Origin of the sequence: Lysinibacillus sphaericus, assembly GCF_005217585.1 — a bacterium.
GTDB lineage: Bacteria > Bacillota > Bacilli > Bacillales_A > Planococcaceae > Lysinibacillus > Lysinibacillus sphaericus.
Genome location: NZ_SZPT01000001.1, coordinates 171420 through 191378 on the forward strand (window position 1 = coordinate 171420; position 19959 = coordinate 191378).

A 19959-nucleotide genomic window follows, 5' to 3' on the forward strand; every position below is an offset into this window, starting at 1 on the left:
GTAACGGCTTTTAGAGAGGGAAGTCATCGGCTGTAAGCTTCCTAGTTTGGACACATTATTTACTACCTACTGAGCAGCGAAAGGGCATATCTTTCGCCGGTCCCTAGCCCGTTAGCTAGCCTTGAGCTTCGTCTGATGATTTTATCGGAAGGAAGAAGGGTGGAACCACGAGCATACGCTTCGTCCCTTTTGTGAGGGACGGGGCTTTTTTGTTTTTCAGGGTTTTTTGTGCAAGCTTACGTTAACCATAAGATTCGCTGCTTCATCATGCATCACTAAATTTAACCAAACAAGGAGTGCAACAAAATGTCAGACATGATTAAATTAACGTTCCCAGATGGCGCTGTAAAGGAATTTGCAAAAGGTACATCTACTGATGATGTGGCATTATCTATTAGCCCAGGACTTCGTAAAAAAGCTTATGCAGGGAAAGTAAATGGAGAATTAGTAGACTTAAAAACACCAATTGAAGAAGATGCAACAATTGCCATTATTACACAAGATGATGAGGCAGCATTAGAAATTCTTCGTCACTCAACAGCCCATTTAACAGCACAAGCGATTAAACGCCTATTCCCTGAAGTAAAACTTGGTATTGGTCCGGTTATTGAAGGCGGCTTCTACTACGATATTGATGCACCAACACCAATTACTGCTGAAGATTTACCAGCAATCGAAAAAGAAATGAAAAAAATTATTGCTGAAAATCTAGAAGTAGAGCGTAAAAACGTTAGCCGTGCAGAAGCACAAGCAATTTATGAAGAAATTGGCGACGAATATAAATTAGAATTACTTGAAGCGATTCCTGCTGATGAGCAAGTGTCTATTTACTACCAAGGGGAATTTTTCGACCTATGTCGCGGTATTCACGTACCATCAACAGGTAAACTACGTGAGTTCAAATTATTATCATTAGCAGGTGCTTATTGGAGAGGGAACTCTGATAACAAAATGCTACAACGTATTTACGGTACAGCTTTCTTCAAAAAAGAAGAATTAAAACACCATCTTCAAATGTTGGAAGAAGCAAAAGAACGTGACCACCGTAAAATCGGGAAAGAATTAGAATTATTCACTACTTCTCAAAAAGTAGGTCAAGGTTTACCACTTTGGTTACCAAATGGTGCAACAATCCGTCGTGTGATTGAACGTTATATCGTAGACAAAGAATTAGCGCTTGGTTATAAACATGTCTATACACCAGTACTTGGTTCTAAAGAGCTTTACCAAACTTCTGGTCACTGGGATCATTACCAAGACTCCATTTTCCCACCAATGGAAATGGATAATGAAACATTAATTATGCGTCCGATGAACTGTCCGCACCATATGATGGTTTACAAAAACAGCATGCACTCTTATCGAAATTTACCATTACGTATTGCTGAACTTGGAACAATGCACCGTTATGAAATGTCGGGCGCTGTTTCAGGGTTACAACGTGTACGTGGGATGACGTTAAATGATGCACATATCTTTGTTCGTCCAGACCAAATTAAAGCAGAGTTCCAAAAAGTTGTGCAGTTAATTTTAGAAGTGTACAAAGACTTTGATTTAAAAGATTACTCATTCCGTCTGTCTTACCGTGATCCGGCAGATACAGAGAAGTACTTTGATGACGATGCAATGTGGGAAAAAGCACAAAGCATGTTAAAAGAAGCAATGGATGAGCTTGGCTTAGATTACTTTGAAGCAGAGGGTGAAGCGGCGTTCTATGGCCCTAAACTTGACGTACAAGTAAAAACGGCCATTGGTAAAGAAGAAACGTTATCAACTGTACAATTAGACTTCTTATTACCAGAACGCTTTGACTTAACATATGTAGGTGAAGATGGTAAACCACATCGTCCAGTCGTTATTCACCGTGGTGTTGTGTCAACAATGGAACGTTTCGTTGCCTTCTTAATTGAGGAATATAAAGGGGCATTCCCAACTTGGTTAGCACCAGTACAAGTAGAAGTAATCCCAGTATCAAACGAAGCCCACTTCGACTATGCGAAACAAATCGAAGAGCAGTTGACAGCAGCTGGATTACGTGTTGAAATGGATGACCGTGAAGAAAAACTAGGGTACAAAATCCGTGAAGCTCAAATGAAAAAGATTCCTTACATGCTTGTTATTGGCGATAAAGAAGTTGAAGCTAACGGTGTAAACGTGCGTCGTTACGGCTCAAAAGATTCAGAAACAATTGCATTCGAAGACTTCTTAGCGAATATTAAAGCGGAAGTTGCACGTTTTTAATTGAATAAAGTACTTGATTATCTATAATTATTTGTACTATAATGACGTATAAACTGTAAGTGTATTACACATACTAACTATGAGATTGTAAAAATATTTGACAATCTAAATTGTACATGCTAATATAATTAAGGTTAATGAATACAAAGTTTGTGGTTGAAGTAGAGGCTGCCCGCTTCTCACCTGATACAACGCTTAGGCTGTGAACAGGTATGACACGTTGAATTGTTTTGCGTACATTTACGCATGCACATATAGCGGGCGGACATCTTCAAAAATGTCCGTCCTTTTTTTATGGACATGACAAGAGGATGTACCGTTCAACCGGGCAAGGCTTTGCCCAAACCATGTATTCGCGACAACTACTTGGAGGTGGATTACTATTAGCAAAGACATGTATGTAAACGAAGGCATTCGCGCACGTGAACTTCGATTAATCGATCACAATGGTGACCAGCTTGGTGTAAAGACACGTAACGAAGCGCTAGAAATCGCCACTCGTGTAAACTTGGATCTTGTCCTTGTGGCCCCTCAAGCCAAGCCGCCAGTCGCTCGTATCATGGACTATGGTAAATTTAAGTTTGAACAGCAAAAGAAAGACCGTGAAATTCGTAAAAATCAAAAAGTCATCGTGATGAAAGAGGTTCGCTTGAGCCCAACAATCGATGAACATGATTTCCAAACGAAGCTACGTAATGCGATTAAATTCCTTGAAAAAGGCGATAAAGTAAAATGCAGCCTACGTTTCAAAGGTCGTGCGATTACACACAAAGATATTGGTCAACGTGTGTTAGATCGTTTTGCTGAAGCTTGTGCTGAAGTATCTACGGTTGAACAAAAACCGAAGATGGAAGGCCGAAGCATGTTCTTAGTTCTTCAACCAAAGAACGAGAAATAATATTAGACGAACAGTTTAGGAGGAATTCGACATGCCAAAAATGAAAACTCACCGTGGAGCTGCGAAACGTTTCAAAAAAACGGGTTCAGGTAAATTAAAATATGACCGTGCTTACGGAAGCCACTTATTCGCAAACAAATCTACGAAACAAAAACGTCACCTACGTAAAGGTAAAGTTGTATCATCTGGTGACTTCAAACGCATCAAATCATTACTTGTTTACATGAAATGATTGACTACACAAAATAAACTAATATTCATTTTTTAATGAAAAGCAGGAGGTAATTCATATGCCACGCGTAAAAGGCGGAACAGTGACGCGCAAACGTCGTAAAAAAGTATTGAAATTAGCTAAAGGTTACTATGGTTCTAAACATACATTATATAAAGTTGCTAACCAAGCAGTAATGAAATCAGGTCAATATGCATACCGTGACCGTCGTCAGAAAAAACGTGATTTCCGTAAATTATGGATCACTCGTATCAACGCAGCTGCTCGCATGAACGGTCTTTCTTACAGCCGTTTAATGCACGGTTTAAAAGTTGCTGGTATCGAAGTTAACCGTAAAATGTTAGCTGACTTAGCTGTAACAGATGCTGCAGCATTCACACAATTAGCAGAAGCTGCTAAAAAAGCAGTAGCGAAATAAAAAAGAGCGACTAAGTCGCTCTTTTTTATTTCTGCCCCGAAAGCGTAAGCGGCAGGGGCAAAATATAAATAATTTCTGCCCCGAAAGCGTAAGCGACAGGGGCAAAATAAGGTTTCTGCCCCGAAAGCAAAGCGACAGGGGCAAAATATAAATAAATTTCTGCCCCGAAAGCGGCAGAGGCAGAGGCAAAATAAGGTTTCAGCCTCGAAAGCAAAGCGACAGAGGCAAAAGATATTTGGCATTGAAGCGAAGCGACAAGTGCGAATAAATTAGTGTATAGTGAAGACTGGTGGGGTTATTTCATCAGTCTTTTTTATATAGGAGGTTGTTTTAATGGCTCAAGCTTTACTTGCCTATATGGCAATTGTTTCAGTTGTATTGCTTGTTATGATGGGCATGGATAAATCGCGCGCAAAAAAGCATGAGTGGCGCATTGCGGAACGTACGTTGTTTACATTGGCAATTGCAGGAGGGGCTGTTGGTGGCGTATTAGGTATGTATTTATTCCGTCATAAAACACGCCATAACAGTTTTGCGTTTGGCTTTCCATTGATTGCAGCAATTCAAATTTTTATAATCGTGCAATTATGGAGTAGCTCATTATAAAAAACTTAAATTGAGTAGAATTGTGTGAGTGCCTGGCACATCCTCATGAAGAGGATGTGTCACGCATAAGTTGTTCAATGGGTTGCTTCCAGTTGATTTTAGCGTTAGGATAGTTAAATAAAATTTCTTGTTGGAGATATTCGAAGTCACTCCTTGTAAATCCTTGTAAAGTTGCAGTGTCGCGGGCACCAACGAAAATTGTAACGACCTCAAACGCATCTTCGGTCGTACCCAAGTATTTTTCACCTTCAAATAGCGCACCCTTAAAAGAAATAAAGAAATTCTTTCGAACATTTTTTACGTCATCATAAAAGTAATATTGGCCTTTTTCATAGGCTTCATCGAGTTTTCGTTTAGGATCGGTTATATATCGAATCGCTTTATAGAATACATAGATAATAAGCGCAATCACTGCAAGTCGAATAAGTAATGGTAACATTTAAAAAATTCCCCCTTGAAGAAAGGTTATTCCTACCTATACGATTGGGGGAGACATTTAGTTTCACTTTATACAAAAAAATTTTAGAAATTTAGGAGAAAAAAATGAACTTACAACAATTATTTATGATGCAAAAAGAACTTGATGATTTTATTGCAAAAACACAAAATATTGAACACGATGTCTTTAAAGAGAAAGGCTTGGCGTTAATGGTTGAGCTTGCGGAGCTTGCCAATGAAACACGTTGCTTTAAGTTTTGGAGTACGAAAGGACCATCAGCGCGCGAAGTAATTTTAGAGGAGTATGTGGATTCAATTCACTTTATTTTATCGCTAGGGCTACTTAAAGGCTATACGGCTATAGAAAAATGGCCAGTTGTGGAAGAGAAGCGTGATTTAACTGAGACATTTTTAATGACACAAAACTATATATTAACATTTATAAGCCACCCAACAGAGCATAGTTATGCAGCAATTTGGCAATGCTATGGGTTACTTGCATATAACCTCGGTTTTACATTTGAGGATGTTGTGTCAGCGTATATTGAAAAAAACGAAGAAAATTATAATCGCCAACGAAGTGGCTATTAATTTACTAGACTAAAAAGTAAAAAAAACATCAATTTTCAGACGACTCACTAGGAATATTTCGGTAAACGAAGTATAATAGAGGTGATACAAGATGTAGGAGGCAAAAGGATGACACAACTAGATTCAACTTTGCAAATGTTTAAAGATTTAACAGATGCGAACGGCATTGCAGGTAACGAGCGTGCACCACGCGAAGTTATGAAAAAATACATCGCACCATACGCAGATACTGTAGAAACAGATCATTTAGGGAGCGTCATCGCTAAAAAAGTAGGCGATGAAAACGGCCCTAAAATTATGGTAGCAGGCCATTTAGATGAAGTAGGCTTTATGGTCACTCAAATCGATGATAAAGGATTCATCAAATTCCAAACAGTGGGTGGTTGGTGGAGCCAAGTAATGCTTGCGCAACGCGTGACAATTACAACACGCAAAGGTGAAGAAATTATTGGGGTAATCGGTTCTAAACCACCTCATATTTTACCAGCCGATGTACGTAACAAAGTGGTAGACATTAAAGATATGTTTATCGACGTGGGTGCTGCTTCTAAAGAAGAAGTACTTGAATGGGGAGTATGTCCTGGTGACATGGTAACACCTTATTTCGAATTCAATGTAATGAAAAATGAGAAGTATGTATTAGCAAAAGCATGGGATAACCGTATTGGCTGTGCGATTGCCATTGATGTCATGAAGGCATTAAAAGATGAAAAACATCCAAATATCCTATATTCTGTAGGGAACGTACAAGAAGAAGTAGGTCTTCGTGGTGCGAAAACTGCAACTCATAAAATTCAACCAGATATCGGTTTTGCTGTTGATGTTGGTGTTGCAGGGGATACACCAGGGGTAACACCGAAAGAATCGACTAGTAAAATGGGTGCAGGTCCACAAATTGTTGTCTACGATGCATCTATGGTTTCACACCGTGGTTTACGTGAATTTGTTTTAGATGTGGCGGATGAAAACAACATTCCATATCAATTTGAAGCAATGGCTGGTGGCGGCACAGACGCTGGTTCTATCCATGTTACAGCTAATGGTGTACCTGCTTTATCAATCGGTATCGCGACACGTTATATCCACTCACACGCAGGGATTTTACACCGTGATGACTACGATAACGCTGTGAAGTTAATGGTTGAAGTGATCAAAAAATTAGACCGCGATGCAGTAAACAAAATAACATTTGATTAATCATGGAAAGATCTAAATAGATATACCGTAGTTTTGCCTTCTAACTAAAAAGTTAGGAGGCTTTTTATAATCCACTTATATTGTAAAATTAATATTGGATCTTCATTGGAAAATGAAATTATTGTAGTAAAATATTTGATATTTTGGTTTTGAGGTTAAAAGTTTTGTATAATATGGTAAAAGTATAAATAAGATATTTGTTAAGTTGCTTTTTGTGTAAATGAAAAATGTGAAGGATGAAAATGATGATTGAAAATAATGATTTTATGAAAATATTAAAATCCAGAGATTCAGATTTTTATAGTATTATTCAAAATGTTTATAAAGAAATAGAATCGCTTTTAGACCAGAGAATAGCTTATGTATTTCCAAAATATACTCAACATGATACTAAGCATTCCAAACGTATAATAGAACATATGGAAAAAATAGTTCCAAATATTGATGAACTAAATGACTTGGAAATAGCTATTTTATTATTATCTGCTTTGCTACACGATGTTGGAATGGCAGCTTCTGATGAGGAGATAGAAAATATAAAACTAGGGACTTTAAAATATAATAATATTAAATATAAGGCACTATTAAATAAATTTAATGGTAATGAAACTGAAGCGATACAAGAGTACATTAGAAAAGTTCATGCTGAGCGGTCATCATATTACATTAAAGAAAATTTGAATAAAAAGTTAGTTTTACCAGAAATGCCTGAAAAATCATTTGCGGATATTGTAGCATTAGTGTGTGAAGCCCATACAAAGGATATATTGTGGCTTAAAAATAATGTGCAGAATGAATATAAAATAGGCAAGTATGAATTAGCACCACAATTTTATGCTATTGTTCTAAGAATTGCGGATATACTTGATTTTGATGGTATGAGAACTCCTCAAAGATTATTTAACGCTATAAATCTTACTGAATATAGTAAAGAAGAATGGAAACAGCATTTTTCTATAGAAAATACTGATAAAATAAAAATTGCTGAAGATGGAAAAAAATATATTGAGTTTTACGGTATATGTTCAGAACCTATAATACACAGGAAGGTCTTAAGTTATATTGATTGGGTAAATTATGAATTGACAAATGCAATTGAGATAACAAAAGAACTTGCTGTAAATTATAGATTGAATTTTTATCATAAAGTGATTGATAAGATTAATTCCAAAAAATATTCCATTGTTGATTTAAAGTTTCAAATGAATTATAAAAACACGATTAACCTATTAATGGGTGAAGCATTATATGGAGATAGAAAAATAGGTTTAAGAGAATTGATACAAAACTCTATAGATGCTTGTTTGCTTTTGAAAGAAATAAAAGCTAATGACGTAGAAAGTGAATATGATGAATATAATCCTAGAATATATATTATTTTAGATAAGGGTAATGGTATTGTTAAGATAAAAGATAATGGAAAAGGTATGGATATATATACAATAAAAAATTATTTTCTAGAAATAGGGGCTTCTTATTTTATGTCGGATGATTTTTTATTAAGTGGATATGAATATAATCCTATTGGTAACTATGGAATAGGTTTTTTAGCAAGTTTTATGTTAAGTGAAACTGTGAAAGTTAGAACAAGGGAATATAGGGATAGTAATTTATCTGAAATTGATATCTATAAAGATAATGAGTATGTTTCGATAAGAAAACTAGAGGATACCCAATTTAACGGTACTGAGATTATTTTAGACTATCAAGAATTTTTTAATGTATTTGAAGATAAAGAGGATATTATAGAATATATTTATGAGAACTTCTTGATAAAAGATTTTGAAATTATTATAGATGATAAAGAAGATAAGAAACGAGTAAGTTTAAAGCAAAATGAAGGTAGAAATAAATCACAAACTATAATTTCATTATCTAAATATCTAGATGACATAGATGCTGAAATTATATTGCCTAATGAAATTCAAAACTATTTTTTTCAGTATTTAGATGAGATTTTAGATGCAGAGCATAACTATAGCTTTGATGGAAGCACATTAAGAATGTGTGATAAAGAGCCTATACCAATAAAAGATTATTTGCAAAAAGATACAATTCAAATTGTATCTTTTATGAATGTAGAAGATTCTTCAGGTCTTTACGAATTAATAGAGCTTGAAAATGAAATGTTTTCTATAGATGCGGAAGAAGAATATAAGTCTAAGTATGATTCTATTGAAACAAATATTGTAATTTCACCTAATATACCTGTACACAATTTTAAAGGGAAGCTTCATGAAGTGGATGAGATTGTAAATGGTTTAAAGTTTGAGTTAATTGAAGAGATTGATGAAGATTTTTATCATGAGAATGAATATGGTACTTATTTTTATGATTATAAAATAAATATTTTTAGTGTTGAGGGTATTGAAAAGGTTCTTCATCTTACTTCATCTCGCGGGGCGATGGGAACCAGAGTGTTCATTAGAAATGTGTATGTAAGCGATATAGTACTACATATGCCAAATGCAATTATCCATAACCAGAGTAAAAAAATTAAAAGTGAAATAAATATTTTTAATAGAAAGATAATGCCAAATGTAACTAGGAAAGAATTATTAAACGAGGATAAAAAATTAATAAGTAATTCAATTAATCAAGCACTCTATTTACATTTTTTAGAGCAAACAAATAATAAGCAGGAACAGATTATTTTAAGTAATTATATTAAGCGTTATCATAATTATGAAAAATCCTTGCTTAAAAAAGAATACATTGAGAAAATAAAGTATTTCCTATGAAAGTAAACCCAAACTTTAGCTTGAACTATGTTCTTATACAGTTCCTTACGATAAATGAACATTCTTTTGTTAGAATCGGTTTGATAGTTGCATTTGGTAGGGGTAAAATGAGTATGCAGCACTCATTTATGACGCTGGCTCAACGGTGTACCTGCTTTATCAATCGGTATTGCGACACGTTATATCCACTCACACGCAGGGATTTTACACCGTGATGACTACGATAACGCTGTGAAGTTAATGGTTGAAGTGATCAAAAAATTAGACCGCGATGCAGTAAACAAAATAACATTTGATTAATCATGCTATAATGCAGTTTAGCCTTCTAACTAAAATGTTAGGAGGCTTTTTGCGTTGGCTAGACCAAAGAAGTATATAAATGTTGACATTGATGCGAAGATTTTGGCGATTCGAGCTCAAAAGTAAGAAGAGCCAATATCAGAGGAAAAAGCATTTTAGATAAGGCGACCATTAACAGTTAGGGCTGGAAGGTCTGAATGATTAAGATCATGCAGGTTGTATCATATGTTTTAGGAGTTTCAGAGTTCCTCATTAAATGAAGGAGATATGGATTAACGGCAATTGTACTGGCATGTGTACAAGTTTTAAACAACTATCAGGGGCAGAAGTAGATTAGTAGATGCAATGTGAGGAATCTCACATTAACAAGGGCATACATATACGGATACCTTAAATGAGGGATTCATGTACATATAGCGATGGCTGTCTAAGTTTTAGATTCTATTCAATTAGCATCTAAAGCATAGGCAGTTCATTTTTGCATCAAGCCTTTGTCCTCAATTCTGGCTTCTTGATGCACCATAATAATGTAAATTACAGTATATATAATCCAAATATTGTGGTATGATTATTTTACTATATATTCTTGAGGTGATTAGGTGTTTTGTAATGAATGCGGGCATGAGAATGGTGAGATTAGCAAGTTCTGTTCAGAATGTGGTAAAGGTTTAACAACAGTAATAGATAACAATAAAAATGAAGAATTGCCAACTAAGAAAAAATCAAAGAAGAAGTTAATTATTAGTTTAATTCTAAGCCTAGTAGTAATAGTTGGTGGAGTAATTGCTTTCTTGTATTATAAAAAGACACAAGAAGAAAAAAGAGTGCAAGAATACGTTAGTGAGATGGCTGTAAACGCATTTAACATGTATACGGAAACAATAAGCAATGCAATGGTTATTTCCTCTTATTCTGAACAGTGGGATGATGCTATTGACGATGGACGAGATTTTAATGTCGCATTAGCAAACTTAAAAAATACATATGAAGAGAAAGGTCTTTTACAAGACTTAGTTGATGGTCAAACAGAAATTCAAGAAAGTATGAAATATTTACAAGATGTACCGGAGGGTTATGAAGATGCTTATGATGTGCTAAAAGAAATGTATACTGTTTATGTTGAGTTTTCAAACCAAGCACAATCGCCAACAGGTTCTTTATTAACGTTTAATAACAAAACAAATGACCTATTCTCAGAGTTTAATACATTATTTGAAGAGTTTTTAATCACAATGCCTGCGGATGTTAAAGAGGAATATGAAACATATGTAGAGAAGTATGAGAATGAAGAGGATGCAGATATTTAAGAATGAACGGTTGCCAATGGGTGACCGTTTTTTTGTTTACGGGAGTATTAAAGCTTATTGTTCTAGTAGATACAATGAAAGCTAGTGTCAACAGTACCATCTACAAACTATATATAATCTACGAAAAGAAAAAAGCGAGCCCTAGCAATACGAGTGGGCATGCTTACGGAGGATAGAAAGGTAATATTTCAATGGAAATCAATGTTTATTTATTGTAATACGATAAATATTGTATTAAAATCATATTGAATATAAACCAATGAGGTGTTTTTATGAAAATAGCAACAACTTTGTTTTTAAAAATAGCGGTCATACTAATGGCTATCCCAGTTTTAGCACTGTGTATTTTGCTTGTACCGGAGCTAGGGACGCTTTCAGAAAAGTTATTACCTGCGTTTTCTTCAATACAATATATCGTATCGATTATTTTGTATGCATCTTCCATTCCGTTTTACTTTGCTTTGTATCAGGCTTTTCAACTATTACGCTACATTGATCAAAACAAAGCCTTCTCGGAACTTTCTGTAAAATCTTTAAAGAAGATTAAATATTGTGCCATTATCATTAGTAGTTTACATGTCCTGATTTTGCCACTTTTTTACCTTTTTGCTGAGAAAGACGATGCACCAGGTGTGATTTTTGTTGGATTGCTTGTACCATTTGCCTCTATGGTGATAGCAGTATTTGCTGCTGTTCTTCAACGACTTTTACAAGAAGCGGTCGAAATTAAATCCGAAAACGACTTAGTTGTTTGAGGAAAGTAACTTAGCATTACCAACTTTTTCAGGAGCAACTTATGTATTTTCTAGTGCTTTATAATAATGCATATAAGCTGTTGCTTGACATTGCTAGGAACAAGACATGTTCAGAAGTATCAGTTAAGGCTTTAAAAGTAATCAAGTTCTGTGCTATTGTTATCAGTGCTTTTGTTGTAGCGGGAATTCTCGTTGTTGCGATTTTTATTAAAGGTGATAGAGTGGAACTGCTGGCATTCGAGTGTCATCACAATCTGAGGTTTTCCCAAACACTTGTATAAAGAAATCGTAGACATAAAATCGGAAAATGATTGAATAGTGTGAGGTTGAGGATATGGCGATTATTATTAACATCGATGTGATGTTAGCTAAACGAAAAATGAGCGTAACAGAGCTTTCGGAAAAGGTTGGCATAACAATGGCGAATCTTTCTATTTTAAAAAATGGAAAGGCAAAAGCAATTCGATTAACTACTTTAGAGTCGATTTGCAAGGCGTTAGACTGTCAGCCTGGCGATATTTTAGAATATCGAAGTGATGCCGAAGAGTAGTAGAATATTTAGAATAGCTTTAAATAACTGCATAAGTGTGACCAGAGCAGGCCTTCGGGTAGGCTCTTTTTTTTATGGCAACAAAACAGGTTATATGAAATGGTTATCAATGTAACTACGGCAGTAGTATGCTGACAATACGTTGTGTATGCATAAATATTCAAATAGACGTATTTTCGTCACAAATAACTGATGAATTCTAATTTTTGAAAATAAACATAAAAATTCAGTTGATTTTATATTTATGCATGTGTATACTAAGTTCAACAGTAACAAAAGCAAGGAGCGAAGGCTATGAAATTATTAGAAGAGGTACAGTTAAAGTTAGTGTCAAGCTTAAAAGGGAAAGACTTACTAACTTTGCTAGACTATACAAGTGAAGAAGTTCAACAGTTAGTTGCACTATCGTCTCAACTAAAAATAATTACAAAAGAAGGTAAATGTCCGAAATTACTTGAAGGTAAAACACTCGGAATGATTTTTGAAAAACATTCAACGCGTACTCGTATTTCATTTGAAGTAGGCATGGAACAATTGGGCGGTAAAGGTATGTTTATGCATGCGCGTGATTTGCAGATTGGACGCGGTGAATCAATTTATGATACTGCACATGTGTTATCAGGTTATTTAGATGGCATTATGATTCGTGCAAACTCTCATGCAATGGTTAAAGAACTAGCCGAGCATGCTACGATTCCTGTTATTAATGGTTTAACGGATATTTATCATCCTTGTCAGGCATTAGCAGATTTAGAAACAATCTTTGAAAATAAAGGTGAATTACAAGGTCTTAAAATTGCCTATGTTGGAGATGGCAACAATGTAGCACACTCATTAGTAGTTGCTTCTGCACATGTAGGGATGCATGTAGCTGTTGCAACGCCTGTTGGCTATGAATGCGATGCGGAAGTTATCGCAAAAGCACAAAAGATTGCAGAGAAAAACGGTAGTACCATTACGATTACAAATGATCCTGTAACAGCAGTCCAAGATGCAGATGTGGTATACGCAGATGTTTGGACATCAATGGGGCAAGAAGAGGAAGCTGCAAAACGTTTACAAGATTTTGCTGGTTATCAAATCAACGATGAACTTGTTGCACATGCAAAGCCAGACTATATGTTCTTACATTGCTTACCAGCTCATCGCGAAGAAGAAGTGGCAACATCAGTTATAGATGGCCCTAATTCTTACATCTTTGAGCAAGCAGAAAATAGGCTTCATGCTCAAAAAGCTGTTCTAGCTTCTATTATGGCTTAACGTTAGGCTAGATGACTTTCTTATGGAGAGTTGCTATATAGAGAGTTCACATTGACAACAGTGGGTGTCATCTGTGAATAACATAAAGCGGCATACAGACAGAGGGATGTAGCTGCGCGCGATGTACGTTGTCAAGATGGATGACCTCATCGCTACATAGTGAAAGTAACCTGGGAGACGCTGGGTTGCTTTTTTTTTATTCAAATGGTTATTGATAATAACATAGTTTTCCAATCAGTTATAGAGAAAATTGATGGATATCTATATAATAGGAACAATACGAAATTTTAGGAGGGCTTTATTTGAACATTGATCATATCGAGGCATTTTTATATGTTGTCCATTATAAAAGCATTCATAAGGCTGCCAATGCATTGTTTTTATCACAGCCAACAGTTACAGCTCGTATCAAATCATTGGAACGTGAGTTAAACGTTGAATTATTTTATCGTGATGCAAGAAGTGTCATTTTATCAGAGAAAGGAAAAGATTTTTTACCATTTGCCACACAGATTGTGCAAACATTTCAGCAAGGGAAAAAGCAATTGCAGGAAACGCAAACAATAAATGAAGTATGTATTGGCACGAACGGTGTGACAGCCCAATATTTTTTGGCATATGCCTTACCTAAATGGAAGGAAAGCTTTCCTCACATGCGCTTTCAAATCATCACAGGTCCTACAACAATCCTGTTAGAAAAATTACAGAGTCACCAAATTGATATAGGGTTTATGCAATATGTGCATCGACAAGGAGTATGCAATGAGTTGTTATTAAGCAATGCAGTAAAGCTCGTTATGCATCGAGACCATACTTTGACACAAGGAGTCGTTTTAAAGGCAAAAGAATTAGCGCAGCAAAAAATGGTGTTTTTTGAATGTGGCGCATTTGATTGGAACTATGTCCATAAAATGTTCGAGGTAGAAGGCGTATCGGCAAATATTGAAGTGCGAACAGACCATTTAGAAGTAGCGAAGGCATTTATTCGAACGAAAGGTTATATGAGCTTTTTGCCACATCTATGTGTGAAAAACGAGCTTGAAAGCGGCGAGTTTGTTGAGATTGATGTGAAGCATTTACTCGATATGAACCAGCATATTTTTTTAACTTATTTGAAGAAAGATACACTGGAACCTGCTTTTTGGGACAATATTCTAAATACAGCTATTCAGTTTGAAAATACCCAAACATTTTCATGATAAAAAAATTTATAGCTCAAAAAATTTTTTCTATTATAAGACCTATTGCATAATCGTTTAATGAACGGTAATATCTTCCTCAATCCTATTTTATTTATGCATGTCTGCTTGACAGCATAAGTGAAATATTATTTTTTAACTCAAAACATACTTAACCACTAAGTTTAGTAAAATAAAAATTTTTAAGGAGGAGAACAGGTATGGTGAGACAGGATAAAATTCGATTTGGGGCGATTATTCATGGTGTAGGTGGCAATATTTCAAGCTGGCGACACCCAAAAGTAGCAAGCAATCAAAGTGTTAGCTTGCCGTTTTATATACAACAAGCACAGAAGGCGGAACAAGGGAAGTTTGATGTAGCTTTTATTGCAGATGGTTTATTTATTAATGAAAAGTCAATCCCTCATTTTTTAAATCGTTTTGAGCCGTTAACGTTATTATCGGCACTAGCAGTTTCAACAAATCACATCGGACTTGTAGGAACGGTATCCACTTCATATAGTGAACCATTTACGGTAGCACGACAATTGGCATCACTCGATCATATTAGCAATGGGCGAGCAGGTTGGAATGTGGTGACGACGCCATTAGAGAGCACGGCGTTAAATTATAATAAAACGATTGACCAGCATCCTAGCCATGCGGAACGTTACCAAATTGCTGAGGAATACTTAGAGGTGACAAAGGGACTTTGGGACTCATGGGATGATGATGCTTTTATAGCAGATGTGGAAAATGACGTGTTTTTTGATCCAGCAAAGCTACACACCTTACAACATAAGGGGAAATACTTTTCGATACAAGGCCCGCTCAATATTGCGCGCTCAAAACAAGGGCAACCTGTTATTTTCCAAGCAGGGTCCTCGGATGCAGGTATCCGCTTAGCCGCAAAGGATGCGGATGCCATATTTACGCATGGTGCATCACTCGAAGAAGCACAGAAGTTTTATAAAAAAGTAAAAACGGCGGTTGCAGAAGTTGGACGAAATCCTGATGAAGTGAAGATTTTCCCAGGAATATCACCTATTATCGGGGACACAATCGAAGAAGCCGAGGCAAAGTATCAGGAAATAGTAGAGCTTGTTTCCATTGAACGTGCACTTGCCTATCTTGGTCGTTATTTTGATCATCATGATTTTACTCAGTATGATGTGGATGCATTATTCCCAGAGCTAGGTGACATTGGAGCAAATAGCTTCCGTAGCACGACAGATTATATTAAAACCTATGCTAAAGAAGAAGGGCTCACACTTCGTCAAGTAGCATTACGTGAAGCTACACCGAAAACGACATTTTTTGGTACTGCTGAACACATTGCTGATTTAGTACAGGAATGGTTTGAAAAAGAAGCAGCGGATGGCTTTATTGTAGCTGTAACAGTGCCTGATGCACTTGATGATTTTGTCGATAAAGTTGTACCCATCTTGCAGTCACGAGGTCTATACAGAGAGCAATATGAGGCAGATACATTGCGAGGTAATTTAGGATTACCATATAAAGAAAGCCGTTATGTCACACAGTCTGTTTAAAAACCAAGTAAACTTATTTGAATAAATATATTTCGGGGAGGTATTGTATGAGTTATTCTTTAGGCATTTTAGACCAAAGCCCAATTATCGACAATGCGACAAACGAGCAAGCATTGCAAAATACAGTCGCTTTAGCACAAAGAGCTGAGCAGTTAGGATATACGCGTTTTTGGGTGTCAGAACATCATAATACCGATACATTAGCAGGCACTTCACCAGAAGTTTTAGTATCGTATTTACTTGCAAAAACGACCTCAATTCGTATTGGCTCAGGCGGGGTTATGTTACAACATTATAGCCCATACAAAGTGGCAGAAAATTTCCATGTGCTCGCAACGTTAGAACCAGGGAGAGTAGATTTGGGCATTGGAAAAGCACCAGGAGGTCTACCATTGTCTACAAAGGCATTGCAATTTGGCACGCTGAACAATGGGGAGGACTTTGAGGAAAGACTAACGTTTTTACAGCAATTAATGGACAACGCGCTACCATCAGAGCATGAACTAAAAGATGTTCAGGCAACACCTATTCCTAAAGTAAAACCATCGTTATTTTTACTTGGTGCAAGCCCTCAAAGTGCAGCTCTTGCAGGTAAGCTTGGCATTGCCTTTGTCTTTGCACGCTTTATCAATAGTGATCCGGCAATTTTACAGGAAGCGGCTAAGACCTATCGCACGCATTTCCCAAATGGTCATTTTGCAGTATCAATTGCCGCCTTTGCCGCCCCAACAAAAGAGGAGGCACAGGCATTAGTAGGAGAACAAAAAATTACGAAAGTACATTTGGCAAGTGGGCGTAGTTTGACACTACAATCGGTGGAATTAGCAGAAAAATTTGGGCAGGAATCAGGAGAAGCGTTCACTGTACAGCAGTATGATGCTGATATTTTATACGGTACGCCTGAAGAGATAAAAGCCACATTGGATGTCTTTTACAAGCAATATCAAATTGATGAGTTTATTTTGCATACACCGATTTTAAAGGCATTTGAACGACAGCGATCATTTGAACTATTAAGTCCAGTAAATTTACATTTACAACAACATGAAACAGTAAGTTAAGGAGGATTATTAAACATGGCAAAAAAAATCGATGTAGTTGTATGGTCAAAGCAAGGTTGTAGCTATTGTGATGAAGTTAAAGCCTATTTACAAGGGCAAGGAATTGCCTATAGAACAGTTGATGTTACACATAACGATGCTTTTCGTGACATTCTTGATACAAAGTATGGCGTACGCTATGTGCCAGTAGTAGAAATTGGATCAAGTGAGGATGGAGTGTACAAAGCCGTTACAGAACTTGGACTTGAACCTATTAAGACAGCACTTGCTATTCATCTACCATCGCAAGTTTAAGAAAGGGAGTGATACGATGAGGAAATTAACGTTTTATTTAACATGTGTACTTATGTTATTGTTAACGGCTTGCTCAAGTACAGAAAAATCACAAATAGATAGTAGTAAAGATGCGAAAGCACAAGGTAAAAATAACGTTCAAACAATACTGGTTGGAACAGGTACGCAATTTCCTAATATTTGCTTCCTTGATGATAAGGGGAATTTAACAGGCTACGATGTTGAGCTTGTAAGAGCGATTGATAAAAAGCTACCGGAGTATAATTTTGAATTTAAAACAATGGAATTTTCAAACTTATTACTAAGTTTAGAAACAGGGAAAATTGATTTAATCGCACATCAGATGGAGGTCAATAGTGAACGGGAGGAAAAATTTCTATTTAACAAGGAGCCATATAATGTATTTCCATTACAAGTAACGGTCAATGAGAAAAATAATGACATCCAATCGATTGCGGATTTAACAGGCAAAAATGTAAGTGTGTCGCCAACGAGCAACTCTGCTGTTTTTATTGAAAAATATAATAAAGAGCATAATTTAGGGGCAAATATTGTGTACTCCTCTGGATCAGTGGATGTTAATAATCAACTTGCGACAGGCCGTCTTGATGCAATTATTACAACACCATTTGCAGTGAAGTACTATAACGAAAGCAATGAAGCTCAACAAAAAGTAGTGGGTGACGCACTATTAAACTCGAAAGTTTACTTTTTACTAAACAAAGATGAAGTACCTTTACAGGAGCGTATTGATGAGGCGATTAGAGAGCTTAAAACAGAAGGGGTAATTAGCGAGCTTAGTAAAAAGTGGTTAGGTGATGACTATACTGTAGATTTCTAACGCATAAGAGAGGATGAGGGAAGTATGGGCAATGATTTTGACTGGATGCTAATAGCGAATGTACTTCCGATATTGCTTCAATATTTACCCGTAACACTGGAGATATTATTTTTTTCAATTGTTTTTGGCATATTGTTTGGCTTCGTAGCTGCCATACCAAAGCTATTACAAATTCCAATTTTAAAACAAATGGTTACGATTTATATTTCATTTATTCGTGGCACACCTATTTTAATTCAGTTGTTTTTAGTGTTTTACGGTGTACCTGCTCTATTAAAGATGATTCATATTGATGTAACAAGAATGGATGCTATCTATTTTGTCATCATAACGTATACATTCAGTAATGCTGCATCGTTTGCAGAAATTTTTAGAGCTGCTATTTTAACGATTGACCGTGGGCAATTAGAAGCGGCTTACGCTGTCGGCTTAAATCGAGCGCAAGCATTTTTACGTATTATTTTGCCACAGGCGCTACGTATCGCCTTTCCAAATATGGCGAATACAATGGTTAGCTCGTTAAAGGATACGTCATTGGCATTTTCAATTGGTGTTATGGATATGGTCGGTCGAGGAGAAACGCTGATTGCTTCGACTACAAGAGCATTAGAAATCTATTTGGCACTATCAGTCGTTTATTATGTGATTGTGCTGTTCGCGGAAAAGGTATTGAAACGTAATGAACGCTATCTCAACCGTTATATGAAAGAAGTAGCGATGAGCTAGGGGGAAAGAAAATGACTATCGATGTAGCATTTATAGGGCACGCTTTACAGGAAATTTTTAAGGTGTTGCCTTTAACTTTGTTTATGACATTCACACCTGTTTGTTTAGGTATTTTAATTGGCATCATCGTCGCCTTTGTTCGCATAAAACAACTAAAAATACTAGCACCGTTATTAAATTTTTACGTTTCTTTTTTCAGAGGCACACCGATTATTATGCATATTATGCTTATTTACTTTGGAATACCAATTGTTGTAGATGCAATGGCACAAGCATTGAGTTTGGATTTTCAGTCAAATACGATTCCAATTTTATTTTTGGTCTTACTAGCGTTGACGTTAAGTGCAGGGGCTTATGCATCAGAAATTATACGATCCGGTATTTTAGGTGTGCCACAAGGGCAATTAGAAGCGGCGTATGCTGTTGGGCTAACCTTTTCGCAGGCAATGCGACGTTTGATATTACCTCAAGCATTTAGTCAATCCATACCGAATTTTACAAATGTCTTTATTGGATTTTTGCATGCGACCTCTTTGGCATTTTTTGTCTCAATTAAAGAGTTAACAGGCGCAGCGAATATCGTGGCTTCAGTTAATTTAAAGTTTTTAGAGGCATTTATAGCAGTCGGTTTAATCTATTGGGGTGTTTCAATTGTTGTGGAATGGTTTGCTCACCAAATCGAAAAGAGGGTGACGGCTTATAGTAAGGGAGGCATCTAGTTGTGTGCAATAAGAACGCTGTTCAACGCCTGAGTGCTTATCCAGTTTTCAATCGA

21 protein-coding genes and 1 pseudogene are annotated in these 19959 nt (G+C 36.2%); 21 read left to right on the top strand and 1 reads right to left on the bottom strand.

The genetic code is table 11. The features are described from left to right. The first annotated feature begins 306 nt into the window (after window positions 1-306). From thrS to FC748_RS00775, 5 genes are all read left to right on the top strand, one after another. Window positions 307-2241, top strand: coding sequence for a threonine--tRNA ligase (gene thrS / locus FC748_RS00755; RefSeq protein ID WP_024363823.1), 1935 nt, complete (start codon window positions 307-309; stop codon window positions 2239-2241). 394 nt (window positions 2242-2635) lie between these two features. After that, window positions 2636-3139 (top strand): translation initiation factor IF-3, encoded by a 504-nt coding sequence (gene infC, locus FC748_RS00760; protein ID WP_024363824.1) that lies wholly within the window; start codon window positions 2636-2638, stop codon window positions 3137-3139. Window positions 3140-3170: 31 nt separating this feature from the next. Continuing rightward, on the top strand, window positions 3171-3371 hold the full coding sequence (rpmI, locus tag FC748_RS00765; RefSeq protein ID WP_024363825.1) for a 50S ribosomal protein L35: 201 nt from the start codon (window positions 3171-3173) through the stop codon (window positions 3369-3371). A gap of 58 nt (window positions 3372-3429) precedes the next feature. Further along, window positions 3430-3789, top strand: coding sequence for a 50S ribosomal protein L20 (gene rplT, locus FC748_RS00770; RefSeq protein WP_024363826.1), 360 nt, complete (start codon window positions 3430-3432; stop codon window positions 3787-3789). A 333-nt stretch (window positions 3790-4122) separates the two neighbouring features. Continuing rightward, complete coding sequence (locus tag FC748_RS00775) at window positions 4123-4395, top strand: DUF1294 domain-containing protein (RefSeq protein ID WP_024363827.1); 273 nt, start codon at window positions 4123-4125, stop codon at window positions 4393-4395. 43 nt (window positions 4396-4438) lie between these two features. Here the strand turns inward: FC748_RS00775 and FC748_RS00780 are convergent, their stop codons facing one another. After that, window positions 4439-4834: a hypothetical protein gene (locus FC748_RS00780; RefSeq protein ID WP_024363828.1), complete on the bottom strand. Its 396-nt coding sequence runs from the start codon at window positions 4832-4834 to the stop codon at window positions 4439-4441. A gap of 104 nt (window positions 4835-4938) precedes the next feature. Here FC748_RS00780 and FC748_RS00785 point away from each other — a divergent pair, with 104 nt between their 5' ends. From FC748_RS00785 to FC748_RS00855, 16 genes and pseudogenes are all read left to right on the top strand, one after another. Continuing rightward, window positions 4939-5424 carry a dUTP diphosphatase gene (locus FC748_RS00785; protein WP_108029948.1) on the top strand — a complete coding sequence of 162 codons (486 nt, stop codon included), beginning with the start codon at window positions 4939-4941 and terminating at the stop codon, window positions 5422-5424. A gap of 108 nt (window positions 5425-5532) precedes the next feature. Beyond that, complete coding sequence (locus FC748_RS00790) at window positions 5533-6621, top strand: M42 family metallopeptidase (protein WP_108029947.1); 1089 nt, start codon at window positions 5533-5535, stop codon at window positions 6619-6621. A gap of 242 nt (window positions 6622-6863) precedes the next feature. Then, window positions 6864-9362, top strand: a complete 2499-nt coding sequence (locus FC748_RS00795; RefSeq protein WP_167492613.1) for an HD domain-containing protein — start codon at window positions 6864-6866, stop codon at window positions 9360-9362. A 141-nt stretch (window positions 9363-9503) separates the two neighbouring features. Then, a pseudogene (locus tag FC748_RS00800) lies at window positions 9504-9662 on the top strand (peptidase M28); the annotation flags it as partial. A 599-nt stretch (window positions 9663-10261) separates the two neighbouring features. Beyond that, the gene (locus tag FC748_RS00805) at window positions 10262-10969 is read left to right on the top strand and encodes a zinc ribbon domain-containing protein (protein WP_108029945.1); all 708 of its coding nucleotides are present in this window, start codon (window positions 10262-10264) and stop codon (window positions 10967-10969) included. Between the two features lie 272 nt (window positions 10970-11241). Next, window positions 11242-11724, top strand: a complete 483-nt coding sequence (locus tag FC748_RS00810) for a DUF2975 domain-containing protein (protein ID WP_024363831.1) — start codon at window positions 11242-11244, stop codon at window positions 11722-11724. Between the two features lie 41 nt (window positions 11725-11765). Continuing rightward, a complete protein-coding gene (locus tag FC748_RS22525) occupies window positions 11766-12005 on the top strand; it encodes a DUF2975 domain-containing protein (protein ID WP_024363832.1) in 240 nt (79 codons plus the stop codon). Between the two features lie 53 nt (window positions 12006-12058). Further along, entirely contained in the window at window positions 12059-12274 is a 216-nt protein-coding gene (locus FC748_RS00815) for a helix-turn-helix domain-containing protein (RefSeq protein WP_024363833.1), read from the top strand. Between the two features lie 294 nt (window positions 12275-12568). After that, the gene (gene argF, locus FC748_RS00820; protein WP_024363834.1) at window positions 12569-13534 is read left to right on the top strand and encodes an ornithine carbamoyltransferase; all 966 of its coding nucleotides are present in this window, start codon (window positions 12569-12571) and stop codon (window positions 13532-13534) included. A 302-nt stretch (window positions 13535-13836) separates the two neighbouring features. Beyond that, window positions 13837-14733, top strand: a complete 897-nt coding sequence (locus FC748_RS00825) for a LysR family transcriptional regulator (RefSeq protein ID WP_024363835.1) — start codon at window positions 13837-13839, stop codon at window positions 14731-14733. A gap of 200 nt (window positions 14734-14933) precedes the next feature. Next, window positions 14934-16262, top strand: a complete 1329-nt coding sequence (locus FC748_RS00830) for an LLM class flavin-dependent oxidoreductase (RefSeq protein ID WP_108029944.1) — start codon at window positions 14934-14936, stop codon at window positions 16260-16262. 47 nt (window positions 16263-16309) lie between these two features. After that, window positions 16310-17323: an LLM class flavin-dependent oxidoreductase gene (locus FC748_RS00835; protein WP_108029943.1), complete on the top strand. Its 1014-nt coding sequence runs from the start codon at window positions 16310-16312 to the stop codon at window positions 17321-17323. 15 nt (window positions 17324-17338) lie between these two features. Further along, window positions 17339-17617, top strand: coding sequence for a glutaredoxin family protein (locus FC748_RS00840; protein WP_108029942.1), 279 nt, complete (start codon window positions 17339-17341; stop codon window positions 17615-17617). A 16-nt stretch (window positions 17618-17633) separates the two neighbouring features. Further along, the gene (locus FC748_RS00845; protein ID WP_108029941.1) at window positions 17634-18458 is read left to right on the top strand and encodes a transporter substrate-binding domain-containing protein; all 825 of its coding nucleotides are present in this window, start codon (window positions 17634-17636) and stop codon (window positions 18456-18458) included. Between the two features lie 24 nt (window positions 18459-18482). Then, window positions 18483-19184, top strand: a complete 702-nt coding sequence (locus tag FC748_RS00850) for an amino acid ABC transporter permease (protein ID WP_025220288.1) — start codon at window positions 18483-18485, stop codon at window positions 19182-19184. 11 nt (window positions 19185-19195) lie between these two features. Then, complete coding sequence (locus tag FC748_RS00855) at window positions 19196-19903, top strand: amino acid ABC transporter permease (RefSeq protein WP_108029940.1); 708 nt, start codon at window positions 19196-19198, stop codon at window positions 19901-19903. Window positions 19904-19959: the final 56 nt, after the last annotated feature.